The 25,688-nt window shown below is 44.3% G+C and carries 24 protein-coding genes; 15 read left to right on the top strand and 9 right to left on the bottom strand.

Annotated elements, in window-relative coordinates:
• Window positions 1–9: 9 nt before the first annotated feature.
• Window positions 10–297: a GNAT family N-acetyltransferase gene (locus AACT42_RS17675; protein WP_017042159.1), complete on the bottom strand. Its 288-nt coding sequence runs from the start codon at window positions 295–297 to the stop codon at window positions 10–12.
• Between the two features lie 136 nt (window positions 298–433).
• On the opposite strand from AACT42_RS17675, the gene AACT42_RS17670 reads away from it, so the two are divergent.
• Window positions 434–1,177 carry a flagellar brake protein gene (locus tag AACT42_RS17670; protein ID WP_017049260.1) on the top strand — a complete coding sequence of 248 codons (744 nt, stop codon included), beginning with the start codon at window positions 434–436 and terminating at the stop codon, window positions 1,175–1,177.
• A 44-nt stretch (window positions 1,178–1,221) separates the two neighbouring features.
• On the opposite strand, the gene gltS is transcribed toward AACT42_RS17670, so the two are convergent.
• Complete coding sequence (gene gltS, locus AACT42_RS17665; RefSeq protein ID WP_026027149.1) at window positions 1,222–2,448, bottom strand: sodium/glutamate symporter; 1,227 nt, start codon at window positions 2,446–2,448, stop codon at window positions 1,222–1,224.
• 651 nt (window positions 2,449–3,099) lie between these two features.
• On the opposite strand from gltS, the gene AACT42_RS17660 reads away from it, so the two are divergent.
• The 5 genes from AACT42_RS17660 (at window position 3,100) to sstT (ending at window position 7,214) form a co-directional block, all read left to right on the top strand.
• Window positions 3,100–4,020 (top strand): DUF368 domain-containing protein, encoded by a 921-nt coding sequence (locus AACT42_RS17660; protein ID WP_017042156.1) that lies wholly within the window; start codon window positions 3,100–3,102, stop codon window positions 4,018–4,020.
• Window positions 4,021–4,163: 143 nt separating this feature from the next.
• Window positions 4,164–4,592 carry a hypothetical protein gene (locus AACT42_RS17655; RefSeq protein ID WP_017048144.1) on the top strand — a complete coding sequence of 143 codons (429 nt, stop codon included), beginning with the start codon at window positions 4,164–4,166 and terminating at the stop codon, window positions 4,590–4,592.
• Window positions 4,589–5,197: an SCO family protein gene (locus tag AACT42_RS17650; protein WP_094133716.1), complete on the top strand. Its 609-nt coding sequence runs from the start codon at window positions 4,589–4,591 to the stop codon at window positions 5,195–5,197. Before AACT42_RS17655 ends, AACT42_RS17650 begins: the two co-directional genes overlap by 4 nt.
• 1 nt (window position 5,198) lies before the next feature.
• Window positions 5,199–5,642 carry a copper chaperone PCu(A)C gene (locus tag AACT42_RS17645; RefSeq protein WP_017048143.1) on the top strand — a complete coding sequence of 148 codons (444 nt, stop codon included), beginning with the start codon at window positions 5,199–5,201 and terminating at the stop codon, window positions 5,640–5,642.
• Window positions 5,643–5,996: 354 nt separating this feature from the next.
• On the top strand, window positions 5,997–7,214 hold the full coding sequence (gene sstT, locus AACT42_RS17640; RefSeq protein WP_026028166.1) for a serine/threonine transporter SstT: 1,218 nt from the start codon (window positions 5,997–5,999) through the stop codon (window positions 7,212–7,214).
• Window positions 7,215–7,325: 111 nt separating this feature from the next.
• Here the strand turns inward: sstT and AACT42_RS17635 are convergent, their stop codons facing one another.
• The 4 genes from AACT42_RS17635 to lamB all read right to left on the bottom strand — a co-directional run bounded on the left by AACT42_RS17635 (window position 7,326) and on the right by lamB (window position 12,731).
• On the bottom strand, window positions 7,326–8,471 hold the full coding sequence (locus tag AACT42_RS17635; protein ID WP_019282475.1) for a tetratricopeptide repeat protein: 1,146 nt from the start codon (window positions 8,469–8,471) through the stop codon (window positions 7,326–7,328).
• Between the two features lie 329 nt (window positions 8,472–8,800).
• Window positions 8,801–10,438, bottom strand: a complete 1,638-nt coding sequence (locus tag AACT42_RS17630; RefSeq protein WP_094133717.1) for a glycoside hydrolase family 13 protein — start codon at window positions 10,436–10,438, stop codon at window positions 8,801–8,803.
• A gap of 148 nt (window positions 10,439–10,586) precedes the next feature.
• Window positions 10,587–11,420 carry a MalM family protein gene (locus AACT42_RS17625; RefSeq protein WP_094133718.1) on the bottom strand — a complete coding sequence of 278 codons (834 nt, stop codon included), beginning with the start codon at window positions 11,418–11,420 and terminating at the stop codon, window positions 10,587–10,589.
• Window positions 11,421–11,531: 111 nt separating this feature from the next.
• Entirely contained in the window at window positions 11,532–12,731 is a 1,200-nt protein-coding gene (lamB, locus tag AACT42_RS17620; protein ID WP_017042148.1) for a maltoporin LamB, read from the bottom strand.
• Window positions 12,732–13,169: 438 nt separating this feature from the next.
• On the opposite strand from lamB, the gene glgX reads away from it, so the two are divergent.
• The gene (gene glgX, locus AACT42_RS17615) at window positions 13,170–15,167 is read left to right on the top strand and encodes a glycogen debranching protein GlgX (protein ID WP_017048138.1); all 1,998 of its coding nucleotides are present in this window, start codon (window positions 13,170–13,172) and stop codon (window positions 15,165–15,167) included.
• Between the two features lie 82 nt (window positions 15,168–15,249).
• Here glgX and ulaG read toward each other — a convergent pair whose 3' ends face one another.
• On the bottom strand, window positions 15,250–16,317 hold the full coding sequence (gene ulaG / locus AACT42_RS17610) for an L-ascorbate 6-phosphate lactonase (protein ID WP_094133719.1): 1,068 nt from the start codon (window positions 16,315–16,317) through the stop codon (window positions 15,250–15,252).
• 123 nt (window positions 16,318–16,440) lie between these two features.
• Window positions 16,441–17,196 (bottom strand): HTH-type transcriptional regulator UlaR, encoded by a 756-nt coding sequence (gene ulaR / locus AACT42_RS17605; RefSeq protein WP_026027147.1) that lies wholly within the window; start codon window positions 17,194–17,196, stop codon window positions 16,441–16,443.
• Window positions 17,197–17,586: 390 nt separating this feature from the next.
• Between ulaR and AACT42_RS17600 the strand changes: the two genes are divergently transcribed.
• The 8 genes from AACT42_RS17600 (at window position 17,587) to AACT42_RS17565 (ending at window position 24,661) form a co-directional block, all read left to right on the top strand.
• Window positions 17,587–19,347, top strand: coding sequence for a PTS ascorbate-specific subunit IIBC (locus tag AACT42_RS17600; protein ID WP_026028425.1), 1,761 nt, complete (start codon window positions 17,587–17,589; stop codon window positions 19,345–19,347).
• Between the two features lie 74 nt (window positions 19,348–19,421).
• Window positions 19,422–19,904 (top strand): PTS sugar transporter subunit IIA, encoded by a 483-nt coding sequence (locus AACT42_RS17595; RefSeq protein WP_094133720.1) that lies wholly within the window; start codon window positions 19,422–19,424, stop codon window positions 19,902–19,904.
• A gap of 7 nt (window positions 19,905–19,911) precedes the next feature.
• Window positions 19,912–20,604, top strand: a complete 693-nt coding sequence (locus tag AACT42_RS17590) for an L-ribulose-5-phosphate 4-epimerase (RefSeq protein WP_094133721.1) — start codon at window positions 19,912–19,914, stop codon at window positions 20,602–20,604.
• Between the two features lie 5 nt (window positions 20,605–20,609).
• A complete protein-coding gene (locus AACT42_RS17585) occupies window positions 20,610–21,431 on the top strand; it encodes a Cof-type HAD-IIB family hydrolase (RefSeq protein ID WP_094133722.1) in 822 nt (273 codons plus the stop codon).
• A gap of 5 nt (window positions 21,432–21,436) precedes the next feature.
• A complete protein-coding gene (locus tag AACT42_RS17580) occupies window positions 21,437–22,084 on the top strand; it encodes a 3-keto-L-gulonate-6-phosphate decarboxylase UlaD (protein WP_088733123.1) in 648 nt (215 codons plus the stop codon).
• A gap of 8 nt (window positions 22,085–22,092) precedes the next feature.
• Window positions 22,093–22,974: an L-ribulose-5-phosphate 3-epimerase gene (locus AACT42_RS17575; RefSeq protein ID WP_026027146.1), complete on the top strand. Its 882-nt coding sequence runs from the start codon at window positions 22,093–22,095 to the stop codon at window positions 22,972–22,974.
• A 188-nt stretch (window positions 22,975–23,162) separates the two neighbouring features.
• A complete protein-coding gene (locus tag AACT42_RS17570) occupies window positions 23,163–23,585 on the top strand; it encodes a hypothetical protein (protein WP_094126674.1) in 423 nt (140 codons plus the stop codon).
• A 119-nt stretch (window positions 23,586–23,704) separates the two neighbouring features.
• On the top strand, window positions 23,705–24,661 hold the full coding sequence (locus AACT42_RS17565; protein ID WP_026028163.1) for a diguanylate cyclase domain-containing protein: 957 nt from the start codon (window positions 23,705–23,707) through the stop codon (window positions 24,659–24,661).
• Here AACT42_RS17565 and AACT42_RS17560 read toward each other — a convergent pair.
• Window positions 24,651–25,622, bottom strand: coding sequence for an arginine deiminase-related protein (locus AACT42_RS17560; RefSeq protein ID WP_094133518.1), 972 nt, complete (start codon window positions 25,620–25,622; stop codon window positions 24,651–24,653). The genes AACT42_RS17565 and AACT42_RS17560 overlap by 11 nt on opposite strands.
• Between the last annotated feature and the right edge of the window lie 66 nt (window positions 25,623–25,688).

Genomic DNA, 25,688 nt, shown 5'->3' with positions numbered 1-25,688 from the left:
GTTTGTATGCTACGACTCTCGATGCAATAAATGCTGCCATTCACTGTGTCGATTTAAATAATGCACAACATAACTACAGACAGGTTTGATGGTGTAACCTTGCGCTTCAATTTGCGGTAATACACTCTCCATCATTATTTTTCCGTATCCTTTACCCTGAAGTTCATCCGGTACGCGAGTCGAAGTAATAAACAACACTTTATCCTGTTGTTGGTATGTCACAGTAGCGAATAGATTTCCCTCAAGATGTACTTTATATTGACAATTTTGTATATCATGTTGCACTTCATGAATCATGGTAACGTCCTAATTGATATATAAATCAAATAAATTGATATTCTCAGAATTGAATCTTCCAACATCTACCCCTAGAATTTAAACTATTACAAAAATTAGAATAAAATGCAGCTACTGCATCACGGAGAAAATTAAGATGGAATCGCAGTCGGCAGTGCTGAAAGATGAACAGAACCCAAACCGTTCAACCGAACGTAATAAAACCCTATCGACACTTAATAGTACTGATGCGTTATCTATGGTTGAACACAGTAGCGAACTAACCTTAAGTATAACCACTCCCGTTGGTACGAAATTCCAGTGCAAAACGTCATTTATCGGTACCTACTCTCATTCCCATCTCCTTGTAGAAATTCCTAAAATTTCCGCAGATGATCTCTCTTTTTTCTTCCAAGAAGGTTTTTGGATGAATATCAGAGCTATTTCACCACGTGGCGAAGGGGCTTTAATCCATTTTCGTAGCCAGTTGTTACATGTATTGCAAGAGCCTATACCGCTCGCCATGTTATCCATTCCCAACAGCATGCAAGTGACCCAACTGCGCAAAGAAGCTCGTTACGATGTGAATCTAGCAGGAAAAGCAACGGTAGGAACGCATAAGTCGGATTGTGAGGTAAGAGATCTCTCCAAAAGTGGCTGTCGTTTTGTCACACCTCCTCTTGGGCGTACTTTCCAAGTGGGTGATAAGATTAGTCTCGAATTATTTACTGATCCTCGCAGCAGCCAATTCTTTGCGCCTTTGATGGGTAAAGTTTGTAACTTGCAACGCTCACTGCACTATGCTCGTTACGGAGTGCAGTTTGATGAAGAAGGTGTCAAAAATGCAAAGAGTTTATTAAGCCAATTGAAGTTTGATGGCACAAAATTAACGCTGAAGTAAGCAATACACCCTAACCAATAAGTTAGGGTGTATTGCTATTATTTTTAACCGAGAAACGAAATATACCCTTGTAAGATCACCAAATTCACAATATCTACAAAGAATGCCCCAACGATTGGCACGACCATAAACGCTTGTGGTGATGGCCCATATCGTGTCACCAATGAGCCCATATTCATCACAGCGGTTGGGGTTGCTCCAAGACCAAAACCGCAGTGCCCACCAGCGATCACAGCAGCGTCATAATTTGATCCCATGACTTTAAATGTCACAAAATAAGCAAAAATACCCAACACGACCGATTGCACCGCTAAAATCACCAGAAATGGGACAGCCAAATCAAAAATATTCCATAACTTTAAACTCATGAGTGCCATAGCAAGAAATAGCGATAGAGAAACGGTGCCTAAGATGTCAACGGTTTCAGCATCAATTTTATGAACTTTCGTCAATTCCAGTATATTGGTAATGAACACACCGATGAAAAGCGCATAGACAAAATCAGGGATCATCAACCATTTGATTTCAAATGCACTTACCCACTGCTCTAAATATTTAGCACCAGTGACACAAATAAGAAGGATGAACAAACCCTCGATCACTTTCTTAGCGGTGACTTTATCTTCTTCATATTCATTGTACGTAACCAGCTCTGGGAACCTATCGTGCGTTTTGGTTCCTCGTCCATACTCAGATTCAAACCCGTTTTTATTAATGAGTTTTTGGGCAACTGGGCTACCGATAATCCCACCAATGATCAAACCAAAGGTCGCTGAGGCCATGGCAATTTCTAGCGTATTGCTAAGCCCATAATTGTCGTTGAATGTTTGAGCCCACGCCGCTCCCGTACCGTGTCCACCCGAGAGGGTAATAGAACCGGCGATCAACCCCATCAGTGGGTCAAGACCAAGAGCCGTCGCTAACGATACACCGACGCCATTTTGGATGATGATATAAAACGAGGCAACAGCGAGGAAAAGAAAGACTTTTGCGCCACCCTTAACCAGTTGAGTGTAATTAGCCGCAAGGCCTACGGTGCTGAAAAACATCAGCATAAAAATATTCTGCAACGGCAATGAGAACTCTAAATCTAAGCCGTAAAAATGTAGAAGAGTGATCGCGAAAGCGACAATTAAGCCACCGACGATGGGCTCAGGAATGTTGAATTTTTCCAAGATAGGCAGTTTTGCGTTAATAAAGTGACCTAAAAAAAGCACGCTAATAGCGATTAAGAAAGACTCAAGGGGCCCAATTGAAATTAAATGGTGCATATAACCTCTTATTACTGCTTCACTCATCTTCCTTAATGAGTTTGGAGATCATCAAAGAAAAGCTTGATAAGCTCGAAAAAAATACGATTGATCGATACGGATCATCCTTATGGATATTGTTTATTTACAATGACATACGATGTTTATTTGATGGGTTTTACGAACATATGGCCTAACTGGTTTTGCTCGAAAAACATCTTCGCTCACGGCTTTTGATTGTCATTTGCAAACTCTCATTAGACGAGCGAGGAGGCGTATCATACCTAACAGACAAAAAAAGAGCCAACCGCAATGATGCGATTGGCTTATATATAGTGTGAACAAATTCATTCACTAACAACGTCAGTTGGCTAGGTGACCCTCGGCTTTAAGAAGGGTCGAATAGCATTATGCATGAAGTATGCCAACTAAAAAAGGTCTGTTTTTTAGCTGTGCATCGCATTAATTCATCAAAATGTAGTACTTTTCGCATTACGCAAATTGCATTATGCGAAACGAATGCAAAACAATACTCACTCAGTTGCTATAAAACAAACTAACTTTCTGCGTTTTTTCACCTTAAGCCAGCACCACTCACTCATCTTTTGTACAAGCATTTCTTAGTTATTTCATTATATACTTCCGGCACATACACTTAATCATGCAGATTCAATGAACTATTTCAGTACGTTTTTAAAAGGGATGGCCATGGGCGCCGCCGATGTTGTGCCGGGTGTTTCGGGTGGAACCATTGCATTCATCACTGGTATCTATGACACTTTGCTTGAAAGTATTCGTAGGATTAACCCGAGTTTATTGCGCATAGTCAAACGAGATGGGTTAGCCGCCGCATTTCAACATATTAATGGCTTCTTCTTGCTCGCACTGTTTGGGGGAATATTCACCAGTATCCTCTCTTTGGCTAAACTCATTTCTTGGCTGTTAGCCACGCATCCTATTCCCATTTGGTCATTCTTCTTCGGTTTAATTCTGGTTTCGGTGTTCCATATTGTGAAACAAATTGAGCAGTTCAAACTTTCTCGGTTGCTCTTCGCTTTGCTGGGAATTGCGTTTGCTTACAGTATTACGGTGCTTAACCCAATGCAGATGGAACCAACAGCGCTGAACACAGTTCTAGCCGGTGCTATTGCCATCTGCGCCATGATTCTACCGGGAATTTCAGGCAGTTTTATCCTGTTGCTGATTGGTATGTACGCACCGGTACTGGGCGCGGTGAAAGAGATGCAAGCCGATATTTTGGCACTCTTTTTACTCGGATGTGTCGGTGGTTTACTGAGTTTTTCTCACGTATTATCTTGGTTACTCAAACAATTTAGAGACTTGACCTTAATTTTTCTTACTGGATTAATGATCGGCACCTTACCCAAAATCTGGCCTTGGAAAGAAACGCTCACTTGGCGAACCAATTCTCACGGCGAGCTCGTTCCTTTGCTACAGCGAAACCTTTCTCCATTCGAATTTGAGTCCATCACTTCACAACCTTCGCAACTGCTGGTAGCCATTTTATTGATGCTTTGCGCTGTTGCCCTCGTGCTTGGCTTGGAGCAATATGCAAAACATCACGATGTGTAAATCACACCGCATAGCATGAATGAGTAAAGGTGGGGAGACTCACCTTTACTATATTGATTTGTTGCACATTTTATCCATTCGTCACCACTGAAAAAAAATAGCTGTGATAATATTCGCGTTTTATAACCGCTTGGATTGTCCCCATGCACAACGCAATCAAAATCGGCGTCTTTGTTCTAGCCCTACTAGCGGGTTACTTTAGCAGCGATATTTTCAATTGGCTCTCTTCAGCACACTCTTCTCCAGACATTAATCGATATTGCCAATTGTCGAGTGCCCCTTGTCGACAAGGAGATGTTGTCATGACATTGGCACACGATAAATCTCAACCTTTGGTGGCTAACACTCTGACCGTTGAATGGCCGCAAGCCAATGCAAGTAAACTCACACTCACACTCAATGGGCTAGAGATGGAGATGGGCACCGCTAAATATGTACTGACGCCGCAGGAAGACGGGCTCTACACAGCACAGATTGTACTCCCAGTTTGCACGACTGAAAAAATGACATGGATTGGCGAGCTCTCTGATGGTCGTACCCAAGTATTCCCGGCAATAAGGATGGAAAGATGAGTAAAAATTGGTCTCTGGCATTGGTGGTTGCGTTTGTATTAGGCTTTGGCATAAAAACCTATTTTGATACGCAGCAAAGTATGGATTTAGAGAGCGGTAATAGCTCATCTTCTGAGGTGATTTTATTTGGCAAAGCAAATCAATCCATCTCTATTTTTGATACTAAAGATGAACGCATACGTGTTGTTTACTTCGGCTTTACACGCTGCCCAGATGTCTGCCCAACATCTCTGGCTATGTTAGCAGGTGCACTCAATCAACTGGATGATGTAACCAAAGCAAAGTTGCGCCCTTTATTTATCTCTCTCGATCCAGAGCGTGACGCTGCTGATGCTTCTCATCAATACGCCCAATATTTCCACCCTATGATCGAGGGGCTTTCTGCTCCTTTAGACATTACAACACCACTGGCGCATCAGTATGGCGTCATTTTCCGCAAAACCGAATTAAAGGGATCAGAACTGAAATACACATTAGATCACAGTTCCTACTTCTACTTTTTACAACCAGATGGAACATTAATCACTAAAGTTCCACACACGCTTTCACCGGCTCCCATTGTTGAAGCCATCAAAACAATAATGACGTCATCACAAGGAAAATAACATGAAGCTCAATGCTCTTTTTTTAGCAAGCCTTGCCTTTAGCCCACTTGCTTTTGCGAACACAGATATTATGGTACATCACCCTTACGCACGTGCTACCGCACCAACCGCTACCACCAGCGCAGTATTTTCTCAAATCATGAATAAAGGTGAAACGGACCGTTTCATTGTATCGGCCAACACCGATGTGGCAGGGAAAGTTGAGTTGCATGATGTAATCACCGAAGGAGATGTGATGAAAATGCGTCAAGTCACTGAATTTAAAATTCCGGCCAAAGGGCACGTCGAACTCAAACCGGGCGGCTTACACATCATGCTTTTTGATTTGAAGAAACCATTGGTTGAAGGTGAAAAGATTGACGTACAACTGACCTTTGCCAATGGTGAGCAGCAAACCATTACTGCACCAGTAAAAAAAGTGATGAGTGGTATGGCACACCATTAAAAAGAAGAGGGTGAGCGATGTTGGCTTACCCTCTTTTATCATCGCACTAACCGCTCATTGACCAGTCTAATGGCGAGAGCGAGACATCCCGACGAGAGGCTTATCATTCCACCACCACAAATGCTACATTTTATTTACATTTTACTCAAAATCGATTGCATTTCCACACATTGATTAATTATTTGTGCTGATTATCAATTAATTCTAGACACAATATCCCGCGTAGATATCATTACCCCCTTCAGTGGAGCTCACTGATGTCACTATAACTCTATTTGTCTACCATAACCGATGCTATGGCTTCGTAGTATTTAGGTCATGCAGGATGTAATTCGATTTATTGCAGGGATAACTATGCAAAGCAACAATATTTTCGCCCGTTTTGCGCGTGGCAATTTGGTTCTGCAAATACTCGCCGGTATCGTTCTCGGTGGGATATTAGCAACCCTTTCACCCGATGATGCGAAAAGCGTCGGCCTACTTGGCGACCTTTTCGTTGGCGCACTTAAAGCCGTAGCGCCGATCCTCGTGTTTATTTTGGTCGCCGCGTCCATCGCAAACCAAAAGAAAAACCAACACACTTATATGCGCCCAATCGTGGTGCTTTACCTTTTTGGGACCTTCACCGCCGCTCTTACTGCCGTTGTATTGAGCTTTATCTTCCCTACAACCTTAACATTGGTTGCGGGGGCAGAAGGTGCAACGCCTCCTCAAGGCATCGCTGAAGTGCTTAATACCCTGCTGTTTAAGCTGGTTGATAACCCAGTCAATGCTCTAATGAGTGCAAACTATATTGGCATTCTGGCATGGGCTGTTGGGTTGGGCTTAGCTTTACACCATGCCTCAGCAACAACTAAAGCCGTATTTGAAGATTTAAGCCACGGCGTTTCACAAATTGTGCGTTTTATTATTCGCCTAGCACCGTTTGGTATTTTCGGCTTGGTTGCATCCACGTTTGCCACGACTGGCTTTGAATCTTTGGCTGGTTATGCCAACCTTTTATTCGTATTGCTCAGTGCTATGTTGATCATCGCATTAGTTGTCAACCCAATCATTGTGTACGCGAAAACTCGCCAAAACCCGTATCCATTGGTGTTCCAGTGCTTGCGTGAAAGTGGTGTCACCGCATTTTTTACACGTTCAAGCGCCGCCAACATCCCAGTAAACATGGCATTGTGTGAGAAACTAAAACTGGATGAAGATACTTATTCAGTCTCGATTCCACTCGGTGCGACCATTAATATGGCTGGTGCCGCCATTACTATCACGGTTCTCACCCTAGCTGCAGTAAACACAGTAGGTATTGAAATTGACCTGATGACAGCCTTGCTACTGAGCATCGTTGCTGCTGTTTCTGCATGTGGCGCATCCGGTGTGGCAGGTGGTTCACTGCTGCTGATCCCGCTCGCATGTGGGCTATTTGGCATTTCAAATGACGTAGCAATGCAGGTTGTTGCCGTTGGCTTTATCATAGGCGTGATTCAAGATTCAGCTGAAACAGCGCTCAACAGCTCCACAGATGTTGTCTTCACCGCTGCGGTTTGCCAAGCTGAGCACAATAAATCAGCATAATCATTCGATACACTAAAACCGATACCAACAAAAATCCCCAGTCGATTCGCTGGGGATTTTCATTTCAGAGATTTTTTATTTACAGTGCTTAGCCACTTTATCGATCCAACATTACCTGTCCATTGAAGTATTGGAGAAATCTAATCGCGTTAGAACCTCATGATCATCAGATGGCTTGGATGACAAAAGCTCTTCGGAGGCATCCGCCACTACGCTCAATGAGAGATCGTCTTCATCAGGTAACTCCCCTTTCTCTGGGATAGGGATCCCACGTTTGTAGAGCTTGTTCAGCGCCTTAATAATTGAGTGTTTACTTACAGTACCCGCGCCGATTTTCTTCATGAGTGGTTTGGCCAACGATTGCAACCCCACAACAGAATCGACACCGATACGTGAGCCCACTTGATCTCTTAGCACCTTTGCCGGTTCAAAACCAAAATGAGCCGATAAAAATAACCAAATATAAGCAATAGCATTGCCATTTGAACCTTTATCTATCCAAGCTTCTCCTGCGTGATACATCGCCTCTACATGACCTTTTTCAGAAGCTCGCTCTAACCAATAACAAGCTTTACTGTGGTCCATTGCGACACCAACACCCTTAAGGTAATTCAAGCCTAGTTTCATCTGTCCTATCGGGCTATTTAGCTTCGCGGCTTTGGAATACCAAAATGTTGAATCCGCTGGTGATGGCGCAATATTGTCATGTGAAACACACCAATCCCCCATAAAAATCACAGCGTCGAGCAAATTCGCTTCCGCAGCCTCTTGTACTAACGAGACTCCTTTCGCAGTATTCGCTTCCACGCCACGGCCATGAATATAGGCCATGCCAGTTTCATACTTTGCGGTTAAGTTACCTTCAATGCCTGCAATACAAGTCTGCCAAAACTTCTCTTTTTCCCGCAAAATCAGATCATCTCGAAACTTTTGGCAAATCCGAACAACACCATACATTCCCGTAACATTGTCATAATTTGCCGCTTTGTCATACCAGTACATCGCCTCTTTGAGGTTGGTTCGTTCGGCTTCTTTCGCTAAATACAAAATCGTCGGCACATGGCCTGTTTCGGCCTTAAACAAGCGATCTTGTCTTTCTTGTTCACGTGATTTTTCTATCGCTTTGCGATAAGCGATTTCTCTCTCTTTTCTCTCTTCCTCTAAGCGTTTTTTGCGCAAAGAGAGCGAAAACATCCACACGAAGATGAGGATAAGTGATAACCCGGTTGCGCCTATGGCAATCCCAATAGTGCTCATTGATTCAAATCTTATTTAGCTGATTAACTTCATTATCGACCATTTTTCTCAATCTTTGAAAAAGTCTGACCACATTCATTCTGTCTCGAACCATTTAAAGCATACGAAACAGTCAAATCCGTTCATCCAAAACAGAGAGGCCACTCTATATCTAATGCTCGTGAATTAATTAAGCCACATAGCCTTAGCACTAAGATAGTACCGTACTCTTTTCAAGAGTGTTACGCACAATCACACTAATTGAGGAATAGATTCCGATTTGGGTCAATGAATGAAAAAACGCAGCCAAATCGCTGCGTTCATTCCAGATCAAAAATGAGCCACTCACTTTACTCTCTCATCAAAACCGCGATGGATTGATAGGGCTCGAGTACTAGGTTTTCTTCTAATTTTTCAATCTCTTGATAATTAGAGCTCAAACACTCCACCGTTCTCGATTGAAACTTTTCGGGTATTGTTAAACAAACCGTGGCCGATGAAAAATTACTGACCACGACAATTTGCTCACCTTGGTACTCACGCACATAGCCAAACACTTGATCATGTTCTTCAAATAAAGGCGTGAACGATCCATAGACGATGGACAGGTGTTTTTTACGCAGTGCAATTAACTTTTTATAGTGATGGTAAATCGATTGTTTATCAGCGAGCGCTTGTTCAACATTAACTTGTAAATAGTTAGGATTCGCCTCTATCCACGGAGAACCTTGAGTAAATCCGCCGTGTTTATCCGCTGACCATTGCATTGGCGTTCGAGCGTTATCACGGCTGTTTTGATGAATAGCACCCAGCATATGTTGATGAGAAACGCCCGATTCTGTCTTCACACGATAAAAATTTAACGTCTCGATGTCTCGGTATTGATCGAGCGAATCGAAGGCCACATTCGTCATACCAATCTCTTCGCCTTGATAAATATAAGGCGTGCCTTTCAGAAAGTGTAAGCTCGTTGCCAACATTTTCGCAGATTCAACTCGGTAGCGTTTGTCATCACCATACTTAGATACAGCGCGTGGCAGGTCATGATTATTCCAAAATAATGAATTCCAACCCTGATCGGCAAGCTCAATCTGCCACTTGGTTAATACCTGTTTAAACTGCTTAAGATCTAACGGAATAGGGTTCCATTTGTCACCCTGCTCCCATGTCAAAGTGATGTGTTCAAATTGGAAAACCATCGATAACTCACGACGACTCGGCGCACTGTACAGTTTTGCAATGTCTGGTGTGGCTCCCCAAGTTTCTCCCACGGTCAGCAGATCTTGATTACCAAAGGTGGCGGCATTCATTTGCTGTAATAACGGATGCAAGCGCGGGCCATTACCAGTAATACCCTTATCAATTTCTTTGCCAATTAAATCAATAACATCTAATCGAAAACCACCAATACCCTGTTCAATCCACCAGTTCATCATGCTGTGCACTTCTTGCTGCACTTTAGGGTTTTCCCAATTCAGATCTGGCTGACGTTTAGAAAAAAGGTGGAAGTAATATTGCTGCGTTTGCTCATCCCAGTGCCAAGCACTGCCACCAAAAATTGACCCTGTATCATCCGGTACACTGCCATCCGGTTTTGCATCCCGCCAAATGTAGTAATCTCGATACGGATTGTCTCGCGATTGCTTCGCTTGTAAAAACCATTGGTGTTCATCCGATGTGTGATTAACGACAAGATCCATCACTATCTTAATATTGCGTTTTTGTGCTTCGCTCAGTAAACGCTGCATATCTTCCATGGAACCAAACTCTTGAGCTATTGCTTGGTAGTCAGAAATATCATAACCGTTATCATCCATTGGAGATTGATAAACAGGAGATAGCCAAATAACGTTAATGCCTAACTCTGCAAGGTAATCAAGCTTACTAATAATGCCATTTAAATCGCCGATACCATCGTGATTAGAATCGTAAAAACTGCGCGGGTATATTTGGTATACCACAGCGCTATGCCACCATTTGGGTTCCATGATATTTATCTCTGCATTGAATGATCTAGTGAGCTCTAAAGTGAGAGAAGTGATAATTCGCTTGTCATCTTTAGTAATCGAAGCTCAGAATTTTGAGACTAGAAAAAGAAAGGCGTCCACGTAGGGACGCCAGTAGTACGATCTTTAATTATTTCTCATTCACGGCTTTAACAAAGACTTCTTGTGCTCCATCAATACCTAGCGCTTTGGCTTCATCAAGTAAGCTAAGTGCTTTAGATATATCGTTCGCTTTTACCGCTTTCTGCATCGATACCTTGTAGTAAGTTTCAGTATCTGGCTGCACTTTTTTTATCAGTTTTGCTTCATCCGTTGAAACTGTCTTTACTTTATTCTCAGGCTTCACAAACGATAGAAAGCTGGGACCAGAAACATCCAACTCAATGGTTCCAGTCAAACCGTGTGGCATTGGAATATCTTTTAATTCCGGCATGTAGTTACCACGGCCTTCGGCATCAATACGTCCAGGATGTGCAACATAAGTTACGCCTGATAGATCTTTTTCCTTTGTATAAACAATAAGTAAAAGCGTTTTATGACCTTGGGGAGGATAAAACTCCAAATCAGCAACCAGACGATTACCCAAATTTAAACGTGGCTTACGATATTCGAACTCAGTGTCGGTATACGATTCTAAAACGGTTCCTGTTTTATCTGTGATAACAACATAAGGATAAAATACTGAATCTTGAATTTCGCTGGTGACCGTTAAATTCATTTGGCCACGATCGGCTGGTATTTCAAACACGGCGACAGGGCTATGAATCAATGAGTTATGCAAGCGCTGAGTATTGGCTGTGAGCACCATTTTTGTTGTACTCGGTAGCTTCACTTTTGTGACTTGTAGTTGTTCTATATTATTGACAGCTTGCACTGCCGAACTTTGTGTTTGCTCAACAACAGGAGCTGTTTGACAGCCAGTTAAAGCAATGCAACTACCTAATAGTAGTGTTTTAAAAACCATTTTCCGCTCCTTTAGTATTTTTTTAACGACTCATCTCCGAGTCGTTAAAAAAATAGCCGACATCAGTCGGCTATCAGCATATGGATTTAGACTAATAAGAACAAGGAGGAATTACCACCAAGCTTCCACTTGAATGCCAACGACGTATTCAGTGTCTTTGCCAGTCGCAAATGCATTTTTGTTTTCGGTATCAAGTAGGTATGAGCCGTATACACGGAACTCTGGACGAGCCCAGAAGCTGTCTCCCATTGCCCACGCTTGTGCAACTGTCAATTTCGCATTGCCGAAATCTTCTGTTGCTGTGCCTGCACTATTAATTTTCTCACCAGCGTTATAGCCAGCTTCAAATACAGTGCGCATTGTCTCATCCCATTTGTACATTGGGCGCACAACAACTGAATACTGATCAATGTCTTTTTTACTAGCCCCAATATCAGAACCTGCTAAGTACGCAAGTTGATGGCCCATTTCCCACGATTGACCAAAACTCACTACACCCCAGTTTAATAAACGGTAGCCAGTTGCATCGTTCTGATCTGCATTACCACGGTTATAATAAGTGCCTGCACCCCAAAGATTAGCCGCTTGCACGCCATAACCATTGGTACCCACTTGAAGAATTGTTTGGTTAAAGCCGTTTGATAGGCCTTGGTGCAGAATGGCTGATGCCAACAAACCATCATCAGCTTGCTCTGTTGCATCACCTTTTTCGGTTGCAAAGTTATAAGCCAATGCAAATTCTAGATTCGCATTTTCCCAAAGACCGATATTGGCTAAGCGCGCATCAAAGATATAACCCGTTGAGTTGGTATTATCGCCATCTTGGATCAAAGCAAGTGACAGTTTCTGATTGCCGACTGATAGGTTTTGAATACCGCCACCTGTACCAGAAGTGTTCAAGAAATAGAAATCGGTGATGTGGATATCTTTACGTTGGTAATAAGATTTACCCGCCCAAATTTCAGCAGACTCATCACCAGCAATAAGACCTTTAGCTTTTACCGCAAACTGAGCAACGTTGAAATCGCCATCTTCCCAACCATTTGCACCTTTGTTACCTTGTGCAATCATTGATTCGACACGCCAAGTTTGCTCGCCTGTCTTTAACTCCTCAGCAAAACCAAACTCATAGTAGTTGTCGTTTTCGTTACCGAGACGACCTACACCATTCTTGTTAACAGCAAGATCACCATTACCCTGACCACTAATTCCGGTACCCGCGCGGAAATAACCATTAAAATCAACAGCAAAAGCAGAACCTGCTGCTAGAGTAGCAGCCACTGCGGCAGCAATTACACTTACTTTTTTCATTCTTAACTCCATTAAGGACGATTTATATTTATGGAAAATTTTAACTACGGACAGCATTTAAAACTTTCACTCTTCTCCTATTGGAACCTGCAAGGCAGTTGACAGATAAACGCTAAAAGAAGAGGTAAGACGGGACTAAGTCCCCAGTTGTTTCAACGGTGATAAGGTTACTAAAGGCGTAATAGGCTTGCTTCCTCCACCTCAAAGTAATTTAGGGGGGAGGAGAAAGGATGAGTAACTTTATGGTATGGCGTTTTTAAAGCACGGATCACGGATTTCAGGGGGAGGAGATCAGTTAATGGTTATAAAATAGAATACAAAATGCCTTATTGATCACTATTTAGGGCCAATAACATCATTAAAATGAAATAAAATTACATTCAAATTTTATTCATTGGGCGCTTGACCTAATATCAACAAAGCTTTTTACTTAAAGCGATGACGTGCAGCAAAATAACAATTAAAGATGCCCATATGAAATGTACTATTTCTAGCCCTTACCCACTCGGTGCAACCCTTGATAACACAGGTTGCAATTTTGCTATTCATGCTCCAGCAAATAAACAGCTTCTACTCGCTCTGTTTGATCAACAGGGAAGTTTCACCACCCACGAGTTAGAGAATGAATATGCGGGCGTGAAGTACACTCATGTGCCAAACATTAAAGCAGGGCAAAAATACGGTTACCTCATTTTAAATGGTGACGAGCCGCACTATATTTCCGACCCCTACGCGAAGGCGATAGATAAAAACTTAGGCTATAAAACACCATTTAGTTCAAAAAAGAGTTTCGAGCTGCCTAAGTGTGTCGTGGTCGACGATCAATTCGATTGGCAATCAACTAAAAAGCCACACATACCTCGCGATAAGACTATTTTATTTGAGACCCATGTCAAAGGGGTGACCAAACTCAATCCACGTGTGCCTAAAGCAGAACAAGGTACTTATTTAGGCTTAATCAGTGAGGAGATGCTGGAGTTTTATCGCAAGCAAAACATCAACACACTACAGCTACTGCCCATCGCGGCTTGTATGCATGAGCCACATCTATTGGATATGGGCAAAGTCAACTATTGGGGATATAACCCCTATCTGTTTATGGTGCCAGATCCACGTTATGCGCAAAAAGATGCGGTAACGGAACTGAAAACGGCTATCAGAGAACTGCATCGTCACGGAATTGAAGTGATACTGGATGTGGTTTATAACCACTCAGCAGAGGGGGGCGAAGATGGGCCTATTTTCAATTTAAAAGCACTCGACCCTAAATATTATCTAAAACACGGCCAACATTACGCGAATTTTACCGGTTGTGGTAACACCATTGATCTCTCTTATCAACCCGCCCTTAACCTAGTCATGGACACGCTGCGCTACTGGGTTAGCGAATACCAAATCGATGGTTTTCGTTTTGATTTGGCCGCAACGCTTGGAAGAAATGGCGATAATTTCAGCCCCGATGCTGCGTTCTTTAAAGCGGTGGCGCAAGATCCAACATTAAAACGAGTCAAATTGATTGCAGAGCCTTGGGATATTGGTCCAAACGGTTACCAAGTAGGCAATTTTCCTTTCGGTTGGAATGAATGTAACGACAAATTACGTGATATCACACGCAGCTTTTGGCGCGGCGATCAAGGCTATTTAAAAGAGTTCGCCACACGCTTAATGGGCTCGCGCGACTTGTACAGTGCCGCAAACTGGCCCTACAAACTGACCGTCAATTACATCACTTATCATGATGGCTTCACCATGCAAGATTTGGTGTCATACAAGCATAAGCACAATGAAGCGAATGGTGAACAAAACCGAGATGGTCACGGTGACAATCGCTCCGACAACTATGGCGTCGAAGGCGAAACCGAGAACATGGTGATAAAAGCAACCCGCGAAAAGCAAAAACGCAATATGATGGCGAGCTTACTTTTTGCTTTTGGCATTCCTCATATTCTCACCGCGGATGTGCTTTCTCATACTCAGCAAGGTAATAACAACGCTTATTGCCAAGACAATGAGATCAGTTGGCTTGACTGGAACATGACCGAACGCAAAAGCTACTTCAAACATTGGTTGAGTCAAATGGTGGCGGCAAGACACCTTTATATGGTGCCCTTTATTCGTGCTTTTAGCGGTGAGGAACGTAATGCCAACCGCGTATTCTGGCGACGCGTGGATGGCACACTGATGGAACATGATGATTGGAACCGCTTAAGTTCTGTGGCATTGCAGATGGGCATTGGATCGGATGGGGCTGAAATGCTCTACTTGATCAACCAAACCAACGCACCCGCTCGTTTTACTCTACCTAAAGATCGTAACCAAAACTGGGAAGTGATATGCGATACCAATTTACGTAACGTACAACCCGGCCATGCAGAAGGGGAGTTGTTGCAATCGCCCATATCAATGACAATTTTGCACTACCAACCTGAAGTATAAAATCAAGTACTGCACATCATTACCAATAAACAAAGAGGCCCAATTGGCCTCTTTCTCTTCTCTAATTTTTGCTTTCAAAACATTACAAGAATGCTTTGAAAGGCAGCTCTGGTTCATCGACAAAAATGTCTTTAAAGCCTCTGAAATGCTGGTAATGCATACGTCCTTTGTCGGTTGGGTAGGTGTATTTTCCACCCACTTGCCAAAAGAATGGCGCAAAACCGTATTGCAGACGATCTTTTTTCATTTGCCACAATACTTCGATTTCACGCGGGTCATTTTGGAAGTTAGCCCAAATATCGTGGTGGAATGGGATCACCACTTCACAATCTAACGCCTCGCCTGCGCGCAAAATATCAGATGCAGTCAGCTTATCTGTGATGCCTCGTGGGTTTTCACCGTATGAGAGCAGCGCTACATCAATCTTGTAGTCATTACCATGCTTGGCATAGTAGTTCGAATAATGCGAATCACCTGAATGGTAGATTGAGCCACCGGAGGTTTCCAATAAGTAGTTGACCGCGCGATCATCCATACCATCAAGAATCCCCTTATCATAAGATGAAACACCTTTAGGCAGCGTAATCAACGCAGTGCGATCAAAAGAGTCCAGCACTCGGATACTGATATCGCCGACTTCAATGCAATCACCCACTTTCGCCACAATGCAGCGCTCACTCGGTACTCCCCAGCCTTGCCACAGGTCAACGCAAGCTTGTGGCCCAATAAATTTCACATGCTCACCACAGTTTTGCAGCATAGCTGCTGCGACATTAATATCGATATGATCAGCGTGATCATGCGTCGCCAGCACTGCATCAATCTCTTTGATGCCAAATGGGTCCAACACAAAAGGAGACGTTCTTAAATTGGGTTGCAGTTCACGCACGCCCCCCATACGCATCATCTGATGCTGTTGATTCATCAAGGCATTCTTTTGCGTTTTCTTACCCGTCCCACACCAAAAATCGATCGAAAGATTGGTATTACCTGCACTTTTTAGCCAAATGCCTGTACAACCAAGCCACCACATAGCAAAGGTGTTGGCTTCCACTTCGGTCTTTTCTATCTCTTCATTCAGCCAAGTTCCCCACTCAGGAAACGTACTGAGAACCCATGAATCGCGTGTGATTTCATCAATTTTACTCATAGCAACACCTTTTATTTCACGATCAGTTAGACAAATTTTGAATGTAGGGAGCCAAGCGTCTTCATCCAAGGTGAAAACACTGAGCCTGTATTTATTATTAGAATGTGTAGAGCGAAGTGCTTTCTATACCAGAATCACTTCTGTCCCCTGCTGTTGTAGCGCTTGGATAACTTGCGGATCGGCGGCTTTGCCAGTGATAACAATATCAACCTTGCTGGCGGGGCAAAATAGCATGCCCGTACGCTGCCCAACTTTAGAGCTATCCACCACCACCACTAACTTACCGATTTGCTCTAGCATTTGTTGCTCGGCAACGGCGGTGAGCATATCGGTTTTGTATAGGCCATTTTCCGTCAGCCCTTTGCCACTGGTGAACATCCAATGTCCGGCATAACCACCTAACGAATCAGGGGCGGGGTTGAGGAAAATGTTTTGTGCTTTGTTGTACTGCCCACCAATGATGATCACATCGTCGTGATCTTCATTGATAAGATAACTGGCCAGTGGGAAATAGTTAGTCACGATTTGAACATCTTGGCCACACAACTCTTTACCGAGCAAGAAGGCGGTCGAACCACAGTTAATTACCACACTGTCACCTGGATTGCAGAGCTTAGCCGCAGCCATGGCAATCTGTGATTTTTCATGGAAATGATCCGTACTGTCGATATTTAACGGCGTCCACGCTCGCTTTCTAATCTCTAAACGTTCAGCACCATTACGAACTTTCTTCAGCTTACCTAGCTCATCTAACTTAGAAATATCGCGGCGGGCCGTTGCTGGTGACACGTTAAATTTCTCAATAATATGCGTGACGTTGATGGTGCGCATATTGTCTAGCAAAGACAGTATCTCGTTATGTCTTTGTACTTCGTTCATGGTTATCACCTTATCTTTTCATCAAGTGATTACTTGGTGATTATTTATGATTTGTTTTGATTCTATTTCTCATCCATCACAATGTCAAACACTGGACGAACAAAACTTCCCTCTCGCTCACAATAAAACCTAAACAATTGATTTTATTTGAAATAAAATTTTAACTGTGACTTGAGTATCAAATAATGTCTCCATTTGGCGAAGAAATTGATAAAAATCAAAATAATCACAAATGAGCATTGAATGATTACTTTTGATTGGTAAAGTCTATTTCGTGAGCAAAACAGGATTGAAATCGGCATCACCTTGCTGATTCACTCTGACCTACACCCAGCTTCGAGTAAGACGGGAATACACATAACGATAAATAGAGAATCAAGGGGTAAAGATATGCAGTTCATCTACGATATCTTCTACATTTTTTATAGCCAAGTAATGACTAAAGCACCTTTGCTGCTGGGCTTAGTCACCCTTATCGGTTACTGGTTATTAAGAAGAGATACCACCACCATCATTAAAGGGTCGATCAAAACCATCGTCGGCTTTATGTTGGTACAAGTGGGTGCAGGAACCTTAGTGGCAGGCTTTAAGCCTGTGATTGAGAAATTATCGGAATATCATGGTTTAACTGGCTCGGTTATCGACCCGTACACCTCAATGATGGCCACCATGGAAATCATGGGGGATGATTATTCTTGGGTTGGTTATACCGTACTACTGGCACTGGCGATCAACATCTTGCTCGTTTTGCTGCGCCGCTACACAGGCATTCGCACCATCATGCTAACGGGGCATATTATGTTCCAACAAGCAGGGTTAATTGCGGTGTTCTACCTTGTGCTGGGCGCAAGCATGTGGGAAACCATCCTTTATTCGGCTGTTTTGATGGCGCTCTACTGGTCTATCTCCTCCAACATTATGTTCAAACCCACCGAAGCCGTCACGGGTGGAGCCGGTTTCTCCATCGGCCACCAGCAACAAGTCGCGTCTTGGATTGCAGTTAAGATTGCCCCCAAATTGGGCGACAAAAACGAGAGTGTCGACCACCTTGAGCTGCCTAAATGGTTGCACATTTTCCACGACAGTATTGCCGCAACCGCGATTGTGATGACGCTATTTTTCGGCATTATTTTGCTCTCATTTGGTTTAGACAACCTGCAAGCAATGGCGGGAAAAACCCATTGGTCTATCTACATTCTAGAAACTGGCCTTAAATTTGCGGTAGCGATTCAAGTTATCGTAGCGGGTGTACGTATGTTCGTTGCCGAACTGTCTGAAGCCTTTAAAGGTATCTCAGAGCGCGTCATTCCTAACGCGGTTTTAGCCATTGACTGCGCCGCTATCTACGCGTTCTCACCTAATGCCATGGTGTTTGGTTTTATGTGGGGCGCGATTGGTCAATTTACCGCGGTGCTGGCCATGCTCGCTTTTGATGCACCGATCATGATCATTCCCGGCTTTATCCCGATGTTCTTCTCCAACGCAACCATTGGTGTTTTTGCCAACCACTTTGGCGGCTGGCGCGCGGTCATGAAGATCTGTTTTGTGATGGGTATCATCGAAGTCGTTGGCTCCGCATGGGCCATTCACATCTTCAACCAATACGGCACCGAATTCAGTGGCTGGATGGGCATGGCCGACTGGGCGTTAGTCTTCCCGCCAATCATGCAAGGCTTATCCGTCTCAAAACTGTTCTTCTTTGTACTGATTGCATTGGCTGGTGTGTACATGTTCTTTGCCTCTAAAAAACTGCGTGAAGAGGAAGATGCACAAGGTTTGGTGAACATCAGTGACGATCCAGAAGTCATCGCCGCCGTCGAACAAGCACTGAAAGTCAGTGATGGCGTGCGCCCGGTCAGCATTTTAGCCGTGTGTGGCAATGGGCAAGGCTCCTCAATGATGATGAAGATGAAAATCGGTAAGTATCTGGAGAAAAAAGGCATTCCACACGTGATGGATTCCTGCGCAGTGTCTGATTATAAATCTAAGCTCGCCACCACCGACATCATCGTCTCATCAAAACATCTCTCTGGTGAGATGGAGCCCGGAGAAGGCAAGTTTGTGCTCGGCGTACAAAACATGCTGAATCCGAACTCTTTTGGTGATGAGCTGCTCGATATCATCGATAAAAACTTTGTCACTTTGAAATAGCTATTGACTACAAAACGATAGGTACAAAAACAATAGGTGCCAGACGCACTGGCACCCACTCTGGAGATAGAACCATGGGACTGAAACAATCACTGATCGACAATGATTCCATCCAATTAAATGCACAGGCGAGCACTTGGCAAGAAGCGATCAGAATCGGTACGGATAGGCTGATCAAATCAGGAGCCATACACCCCTGCTATCACGATGCCATCATCAGCAGCGTTGAACAATTAGGCCCGTATATCGTCATCGCGCCGAATCTTGCCCTGCCTCATGCTCGTCCTGAAAATGGCGTGATCAGAACCGCCTTTGCTTTAGTGACGCTACAAACGCCTGTCTATTTTGACGGCGAAGATGAACCGGTCGATGTGCTGATCACCTTGGCTGGTAGCTCGTCTGATCAGCATATGGAAGGATTAATGGAAGTAACCCAAGTGCTGGATGATGAAGAGAGCGAGACTGGCGTTGATCTCGATAAACTGCGCCGTTGTCGTACTGCGCAGGATGTTTACCAAGTAATTGATGAAGCGTTAGCGGCACAATTGGTCGAGTGAGGATGTAATGTATAGCGAACTAAAACAGCGAGTATTTGCGGCAAATCTTAAGCTTCCCCAATACGGTTTAGTCACTTTCACTTGGGGCAATGTATCAGAAATAGACCGCGAGAAGGGCGTCATCGCCATCAAACCTTCCGGCGTAGAATACGATGTGATGAAAGTCGATGACATGGTGATCGTTGATCTTAGCGGCACGATTGTGGAAGGCACACTTAATCCATCCAGTGATACCGCCACTCACCTCGAACTCTATAAAGCTTATCCAGAGATTGGCGGCGTGGTACACACCCATTCGCGCAGTGCCACTATTTGGGCGCAAGCGGGCATCGACATTCCGGCTTTAGGGACCACTCACGCCGATTATTTTTACGGTGACATCCCCTGCACACGCAAACTTTCTTGCGATGAAATCGCTGGCCAATATGAGAAAAATACCGGCCTTGTGATCATCGAAGAGTTCAAACATCGTCACATTGATCCGATGGCGGTGCCAAGCGTGATTGTCGCCGGGCATGCTCCTTTCTCTTGGGGCAAAGATGCTAACGATGCGGTTCATAACGCCGTCGTCTTAGAGGAGATTTCCGCCATGGCGCTGGCGACTCGTTCACTCAACAGTGGCATCAAGATTCAACCGGAATTATCCGATAAACACTATCAACGTAAGCATGGTGATAACGCTTACTACGGTCAAAGGTAGCGGCTATGTATAAAGTTCTCGCGCTCGACCTTGATGGCACAGTGTTGACTGATGAACACACCATTCATCCGCTGCTAAAGCGGGCGATTCAACAGGCGCAGCAACACTGCCACGTGGTGATCGTGACTGGCCGTCACCACACGGCGGCTAAACCCTATTATCAAGAATTGGGGCTCACAACCCCCATCATCTGCTGCAACGGCACTTATGTGTATGACTACCAAAATGAAAAAGTGCTCAAGCACAATGCCATCACCAAACACGATGCATTGAGCTTTCTCGCTTTAGCTAAAGAGTTTCAAATGAAACTGGTGATGTATGTGACCGACGCGATGACCTATTCCAAGCGTAGCCCAATCGCCTACATGCAAGCATTAGAAAAATGGGCCAGCCAGTACCCACCAACAGCACAACCCAAAATCGAGCAAATTGACTCGTTTCGTCACCGCGTCGAGCAAGAAACGTTTATTTGGAAATTTGTGGTTGAAGGGCTACCGAGTTCCGTTGAACGCCTTGCCCAACAAGCTTGGGTACAAGAGACATTCAATGGCGAGCGTTCATGGTCGAATCGCATCGACTTTGCTGCCAAAGGCAATAGTAAAGGTCAGCGCTTGGCTGAATATGTGCAATCGCTTGGCTACCACGCCAATCACGTGCTGGCCGTCGGTGATAACCATAATGATATTTCAATGCTCGACTACGCCGGGCTCGGCGTGGCGATGCTCAATGCCGACGATACGGTGAAATCCCACGCCAAACTGATTTGTACAACCGATAACAATCACGACGGGCTCGCCCATTTGATCCGTGACAAAATTCAAGGATAACTCTCATGACTAAACCAATGATCCAAATCGCTCTCGACCAAACTGACCTTATTTCTGCCATCGAAGTGGCAAAAAACGTAGCAAGCTTTGTTGATGTCATCGAAGTGGGCACCATCCTCGCCTTTGCTGAAGGCATGAAGGCCGTCAAAACGTTACGCCATAATCACCCTGACCATATTCTAGTGTGCGATATGAAAACCACCGATGGCGGCGCTATTTTAGCGCGGATGGCATTTGAAGCTGGCGCGGATTGGATCACCGTTTCTGCCGCAGCGCATATCGCCACCATCAGCGCGTGTAAGAAAGTCGCCGATGAACTGGATGGCGAAATCCAAATCGAAATTTACGGCAACTGGACCTTTGCTGATGCACAAGCGTGGATTGACCTTGGTATCACTCAAGCCATTTATCACCGTTCAAGAGATGCCGAACTGGCCGGTATTGGTTGGACAAGCGAAGATGTTGAGAAGATGCGAACTCTATCCGATATGGGGCTTGAACTTTCCATCACAGGTGGCATCGTTCCAGAAGATCTCTATTTATTTGAAGGCATTAAGGCCAAAACGTTCATTGCGGGGCGTGCATTGGTCGGTGAAAAAGGTCGCGCCACTGCCGAAGCACTGCGCAGTCAAATCGATCGTTTTTGGTGCTAGGAGGCCGTATGTATCAACATTTGCCACGCCAACGTATCGGGTTGTATGAAAAAGCGCTCCCCAATCATTTCAGTTGGGAAGAAAAGCTCGCTACAACGAAAGAGCTGGGGTTTGATTTTTTAGAGATATCCGTCGATGAGTCGGATGAACGTCGTCAACGCTTAGACTGGGATGATGCAACCATCTATCAGCTACGAAGATGGTGTGAGCAATACCAAATCCCGCTGCAATCGATGTGCTTAAGTGCGCACCGTAAGTTTCCTTTTGGCTCGTCAGACCCCGCCATTAGAGAGCAAGCCATTCTGCACATGGAGAAAGCGATTACCTTAGCTTACAAACTGGGCATTCGCACCATCCAACTCGCAGGCTATGATGTCTATTACGAACCCGCTAATAAAGAAACTCATCAACGTTTCATTGAAGGCATGCAGCTTGCCGCCAAACTAGCCGAGCGTGCTGGCGTAATGCTGGCAGTGGAGATCATGGATACCAGCTATCTTAATTCACTCAGTAAGTTCGAAATTCTAAAGCGGCAAGTACCCTCCCCCTATTTTATGGCGTATCCAGATGTAGGCAACATTTCAGGTTGGAACTACGATGTGTGTACTGAATTGGCACTTGGTATGCCACACATTACTCAGATCCACCTTAAAGATACTCATTGCGTCACCTCTAGTTCCACGGGCCAATTTCGAGACTTGGTGATTGGTGAAGGAGAAGTCAATTTCGATGCTATTTCCCAAACGCTGAAAGAGGCAAACTGTGTTGTACCTATGGTGATCGAAATGTGGGCGCAAGATGAACATTGGAAACACAATATTCGTGTTGCGCAGCATCGGCTAAATCAAGCTTGTGATGCTGCTGATTCGCCTCGTTTATTCAACCTATAGCTCATTTATTCAACCTATAAATTGTGCTCGGGTGCATCTTTTATGCATCCTTCATCCTCATATTGGATAATACCGCGCCCTCTCCCCCGTGAGCGCGGTAGCTTTTCTTGGCAAATATTGACATCACCAACACAATCGCGCAGAGTTGCTTTTTGATAACGCCCCGATGCATAACACTCTGAGAACCAATGAAATTACTTCACTTACAACTCTTCTGGTATGAAAAGCATCACACCCTTTTAGAAATGGAAGCGCTCCCTACGCTCACCCCAACCCAAGAGCAAGCACTGGCAGAATGGGTTAAGTGTCGACGCAAAATATTAAGCTTTGAGGCTCACCAGCATATTTGGGTAAAAGTGAATGTAGACGGTTTTTCTTCCGCTTTGCATTTAAAGCCGAATGGCACGTTGGTCGAGCGAGATCTGTTTGGTGAAAAAACACTGCAAGGATTATGGAAAGTCATCGACGGTTTCTTATTTATCAAAGTGATCAGCGGTGAATTTATTGTCGAATATCAGATTGTTGGCAATAACGAACACAGCATTCACTGCGGTATTGAGTACATCAACGGCCGAGTCAGTACCTACAGCAAATTTATTCAAACCAAATAAGCTTTGTGACCCACGGGAAAAAATGAGATGTATGTTGAACAAGATATCAACAACCTTGTGAATCCATCGGCAAACTGTGGCACACTCGACATAAATGCAGACTCGGTTCATCACGGTTTATGGAAGAGTACTTAAAACGAATCAAGCAGCTTGAAGAGCAAGTTGAGCATCTCAAAAAAGAAAACAGCTCTCTTGAAGAAAAACTGAATGCAACGCTAGAAGGCACTGGTCTTTGTCTTTGGGAACAACACATTCCTAGCGGAACCCTTAAAATATTCAATAGAGAATGGGGTGATATGCTTGGCTATCAATCACACGAGCTAGACGCCACCGTCGACATTTGGAAAAGCAAGCTCCACCCCGATGATTATGACTTAGCCGTGGGCGCTTTTGAGGACCATTTGAATGGCAAGGCTGACACCTATCAGGTCATACACCGGATGATCCGCAAAGATGGAGGTCAAAGCTGGGTGTCGGATCGCGGCCGAATCGTTGAATATGATGAGAATGGAAAGCCGCTGCGCATGATGGGCACCCACACGGATATTACCAATGAAAAACATTATGAATTAGAACTCTCCAAACTCGCCGCGCAAGATCCATTAACCAACCTATTAAATCGAAAAGCGCTAGAAACTAAGTTTGACGAGATGAATGATCTTGTCGAACACCCTGCGGCACTGATTTTTATCGATTTGGATGACTTTAAAACCGTCAATGATCATCTTGGGCACCAAGCTGGGGATTTCGTGCTGCTCCAAGTTTCTCAATGGCTTCAAGAAAATGCGCCTCAACCATCATCGATTGCTCGTTTGGGCGGCGATGAGTTTGTCCTCTTGTGCATCAATCAAAGCACAGAAACGTTAAAGCAGTTTATCGACAGTTTGCTCACCAAAGCCTATTCACCACTAAAATTAAGCCATGGAGAAGTGCAGATTGGCTTTAGTATTGGTGTTTGCCAATTCACAACCTCAACACATACTTTTGAAACCTTATATGAATTGGCCGACCAAGCAATGTATCAGGTGAAGAAAAATGGCAAAAATGGCGTTGAGTACATCAATCTTAGCCAATAGCAGGCAAAAACACTTCCCCTAACATACATCTCACCGAACCACCGCCAATATCCTCAATGGTCTTCACATTACACGGCAATAACTTACCGTGACTGGCCAGCTGCGCACGCTGCGCCAGCGAAAAGGCATCAAACGCCGATTGCGACATAGCGATCACTTTATCTCCTGCCGCCGTTTCTAATTGTAAAATGTTGCCGCAGAAACCGTTCATCTGCTCAAGTGAAATTGAGATGATCTGCTTATCTTTGGCCAGTGATTTAACCACAAAACGACGTTCAAACTCCGGAATCACTTCATCGCAAATCACGCAGAATGCTTCACCAACCGCCATCATCACATTGGTGTGATAAACCGGTTGGCCTGAAGGCAACGCCGTTTGAAAAGAAACCACGCGATCATAACCGATACGTTTGGCGTACTCCTCTAACACTTCACGGTCGCAGCGCTGTGACAACGCCGAATAGATGGTTCGATTAAGGTGATCCATCACCATCACACCGGTGCTTTCAAGATAAGCCTGCTGGTCTTGATACGCGAGCAACGAATCTTGCGCCAATATCTTGCGGCCAGACAAAGTAAGGGCTTCAACCAACGCTTGTGGGCGCACTTCTTGCTGTCGATTTTTACAAGCCATCGGAAAGGTAAACAAGGTTCCCTCTGGCGTAGTGCTAAACCAGTTATTGGGAAAGACGGCATCTGGCGTTTCCACTTCAGATAATGGGTAATCAAACTCCACTACTTGTACGCCTTCGAGACGCAGTGTCTGAACCATGCTTTGATATTCGGCCATGGCTTGGATGCGAACTTGTTCGGTACTCAATGCAACTTGGTGTTGAAATTCATTATCTTGTGCCGTTTGAGCGTTAAATTTGAACTCTTTTGGCGGCACCATTACGACACAATTGGCATTTTGCACCGTATTCACGGCTGGCTGTGTGATCACTTGTTCCTGCAACATCATAGAAACTTTCCCTTCTACTCACTTTAGGCCAATTGTAAGCATAATGTTAAAATAACATTGACTGAA

The sequence above is a fragment of the Vibrio sp. V15_P4S5T153 genome (assembly GCF_963874485.1).
Classification (GTDB): Bacteria; Pseudomonadota; Gammaproteobacteria; order Enterobacterales; family Vibrionaceae; genus Vibrio; species Vibrio anguillarum.
This window is presented reverse-complemented; position numbering and strand designations above follow the sequence as displayed.

What these genes read in the sequence shown, in the direction of transcription:
- AACT42_RS17675 (WP_017042159.1), bottom strand. Translation starts at nt 297, where the DNA reads ATGATTCATGAAGTGCAACATGATATACAAAATTGTCAATATAAAGTA.
- AACT42_RS17670 (WP_017049260.1), top strand. Translation starts at nt 434, where the DNA reads ATGGAATCGCAGTCGGCAGTGCTGAAAGATGAACAGAACCCAAACCGT.
- gltS (WP_026027149.1), bottom strand. Translation starts at nt 2,448, where the DNA reads ATGCACCATTTAATTTCAATTGGGCCCCTTGAGTCTTTCTTAATCGCT.
- AACT42_RS17660 (WP_017042156.1), top strand. Translation starts at nt 3,100, where the DNA reads ATGAACTATTTCAGTACGTTTTTAAAAGGGATGGCCATGGGCGCCGCC.
- AACT42_RS17655 (WP_017048144.1), top strand. Translation starts at nt 4,164, where the DNA reads ATGCACAACGCAATCAAAATCGGCGTCTTTGTTCTAGCCCTACTAGCG.
- AACT42_RS17650 (WP_094133716.1), top strand. Translation starts at nt 4,589, where the DNA reads ATGAGTAAAAATTGGTCTCTGGCATTGGTGGTTGCGTTTGTATTAGGC.
- AACT42_RS17645 (WP_017048143.1), top strand. Translation starts at nt 5,199, where the DNA reads ATGAAGCTCAATGCTCTTTTTTTAGCAAGCCTTGCCTTTAGCCCACTT.
- sstT (WP_026028166.1), top strand. Translation starts at nt 5,997, where the DNA reads ATGCAAAGCAACAATATTTTCGCCCGTTTTGCGCGTGGCAATTTGGTT.
- AACT42_RS17635 (WP_019282475.1), bottom strand. Translation starts at nt 8,471, where the DNA reads ATGAGCACTATTGGGATTGCCATAGGCGCAACCGGGTTATCACTTATC.
- AACT42_RS17630 (WP_094133717.1), bottom strand. Translation starts at nt 10,438, where the DNA reads ATGGAACCCAAATGGTGGCATAGCGCTGTGGTATACCAAATATACCCG.
- AACT42_RS17625 (WP_094133718.1), bottom strand. Translation starts at nt 11,420, where the DNA reads ATGGTTTTTAAAACACTACTATTAGGTAGTTGCATTGCTTTAACTGGC.
- lamB (WP_017042148.1), bottom strand. Translation starts at nt 12,731, where the DNA reads ATGAAAAAAGTAAGTGTAATTGCTGCCGCAGTGGCTGCTACTCTAGCA.
- glgX (WP_017048138.1), top strand. Translation starts at nt 13,170, where the DNA reads ATGACGTGCAGCAAAATAACAATTAAAGATGCCCATATGAAATGTACT.
- ulaG (WP_094133719.1), bottom strand. Translation starts at nt 16,317, where the DNA reads ATGAGTAAAATTGATGAAATCACACGCGATTCATGGGTTCTCAGTACG.
- ulaR (WP_026027147.1), bottom strand. Translation starts at nt 17,196, where the DNA reads ATGAACGAAGTACAAAGACATAACGAGATACTGTCTTTGCTAGACAAT.
- AACT42_RS17600 (WP_026028425.1), top strand. Translation starts at nt 17,587, where the DNA reads ATGCAGTTCATCTACGATATCTTCTACATTTTTTATAGCCAAGTAATG.
- AACT42_RS17595 (WP_094133720.1), top strand. Translation starts at nt 19,422, where the DNA reads ATGGGACTGAAACAATCACTGATCGACAATGATTCCATCCAATTAAAT.
- AACT42_RS17590 (WP_094133721.1), top strand. Translation starts at nt 19,912, where the DNA reads ATGTATAGCGAACTAAAACAGCGAGTATTTGCGGCAAATCTTAAGCTT.
- AACT42_RS17585 (WP_094133722.1), top strand. Translation starts at nt 20,610, where the DNA reads ATGTATAAAGTTCTCGCGCTCGACCTTGATGGCACAGTGTTGACTGAT.
- AACT42_RS17580 (WP_088733123.1), top strand. Translation starts at nt 21,437, where the DNA reads ATGACTAAACCAATGATCCAAATCGCTCTCGACCAAACTGACCTTATT.
- AACT42_RS17575 (WP_026027146.1), top strand. Translation starts at nt 22,093, where the DNA reads ATGTATCAACATTTGCCACGCCAACGTATCGGGTTGTATGAAAAAGCG.
- AACT42_RS17570 (WP_094126674.1), top strand. Translation starts at nt 23,163, where the DNA reads ATGAAATTACTTCACTTACAACTCTTCTGGTATGAAAAGCATCACACC.
- AACT42_RS17565 (WP_026028163.1), top strand. Translation starts at nt 23,705, where the DNA reads ATGGAAGAGTACTTAAAACGAATCAAGCAGCTTGAAGAGCAAGTTGAG.
- AACT42_RS17560 (WP_094133518.1), bottom strand. Translation starts at nt 25,622, where the DNA reads ATGATGTTGCAGGAACAAGTGATCACACAGCCAGCCGTGAATACGGTG.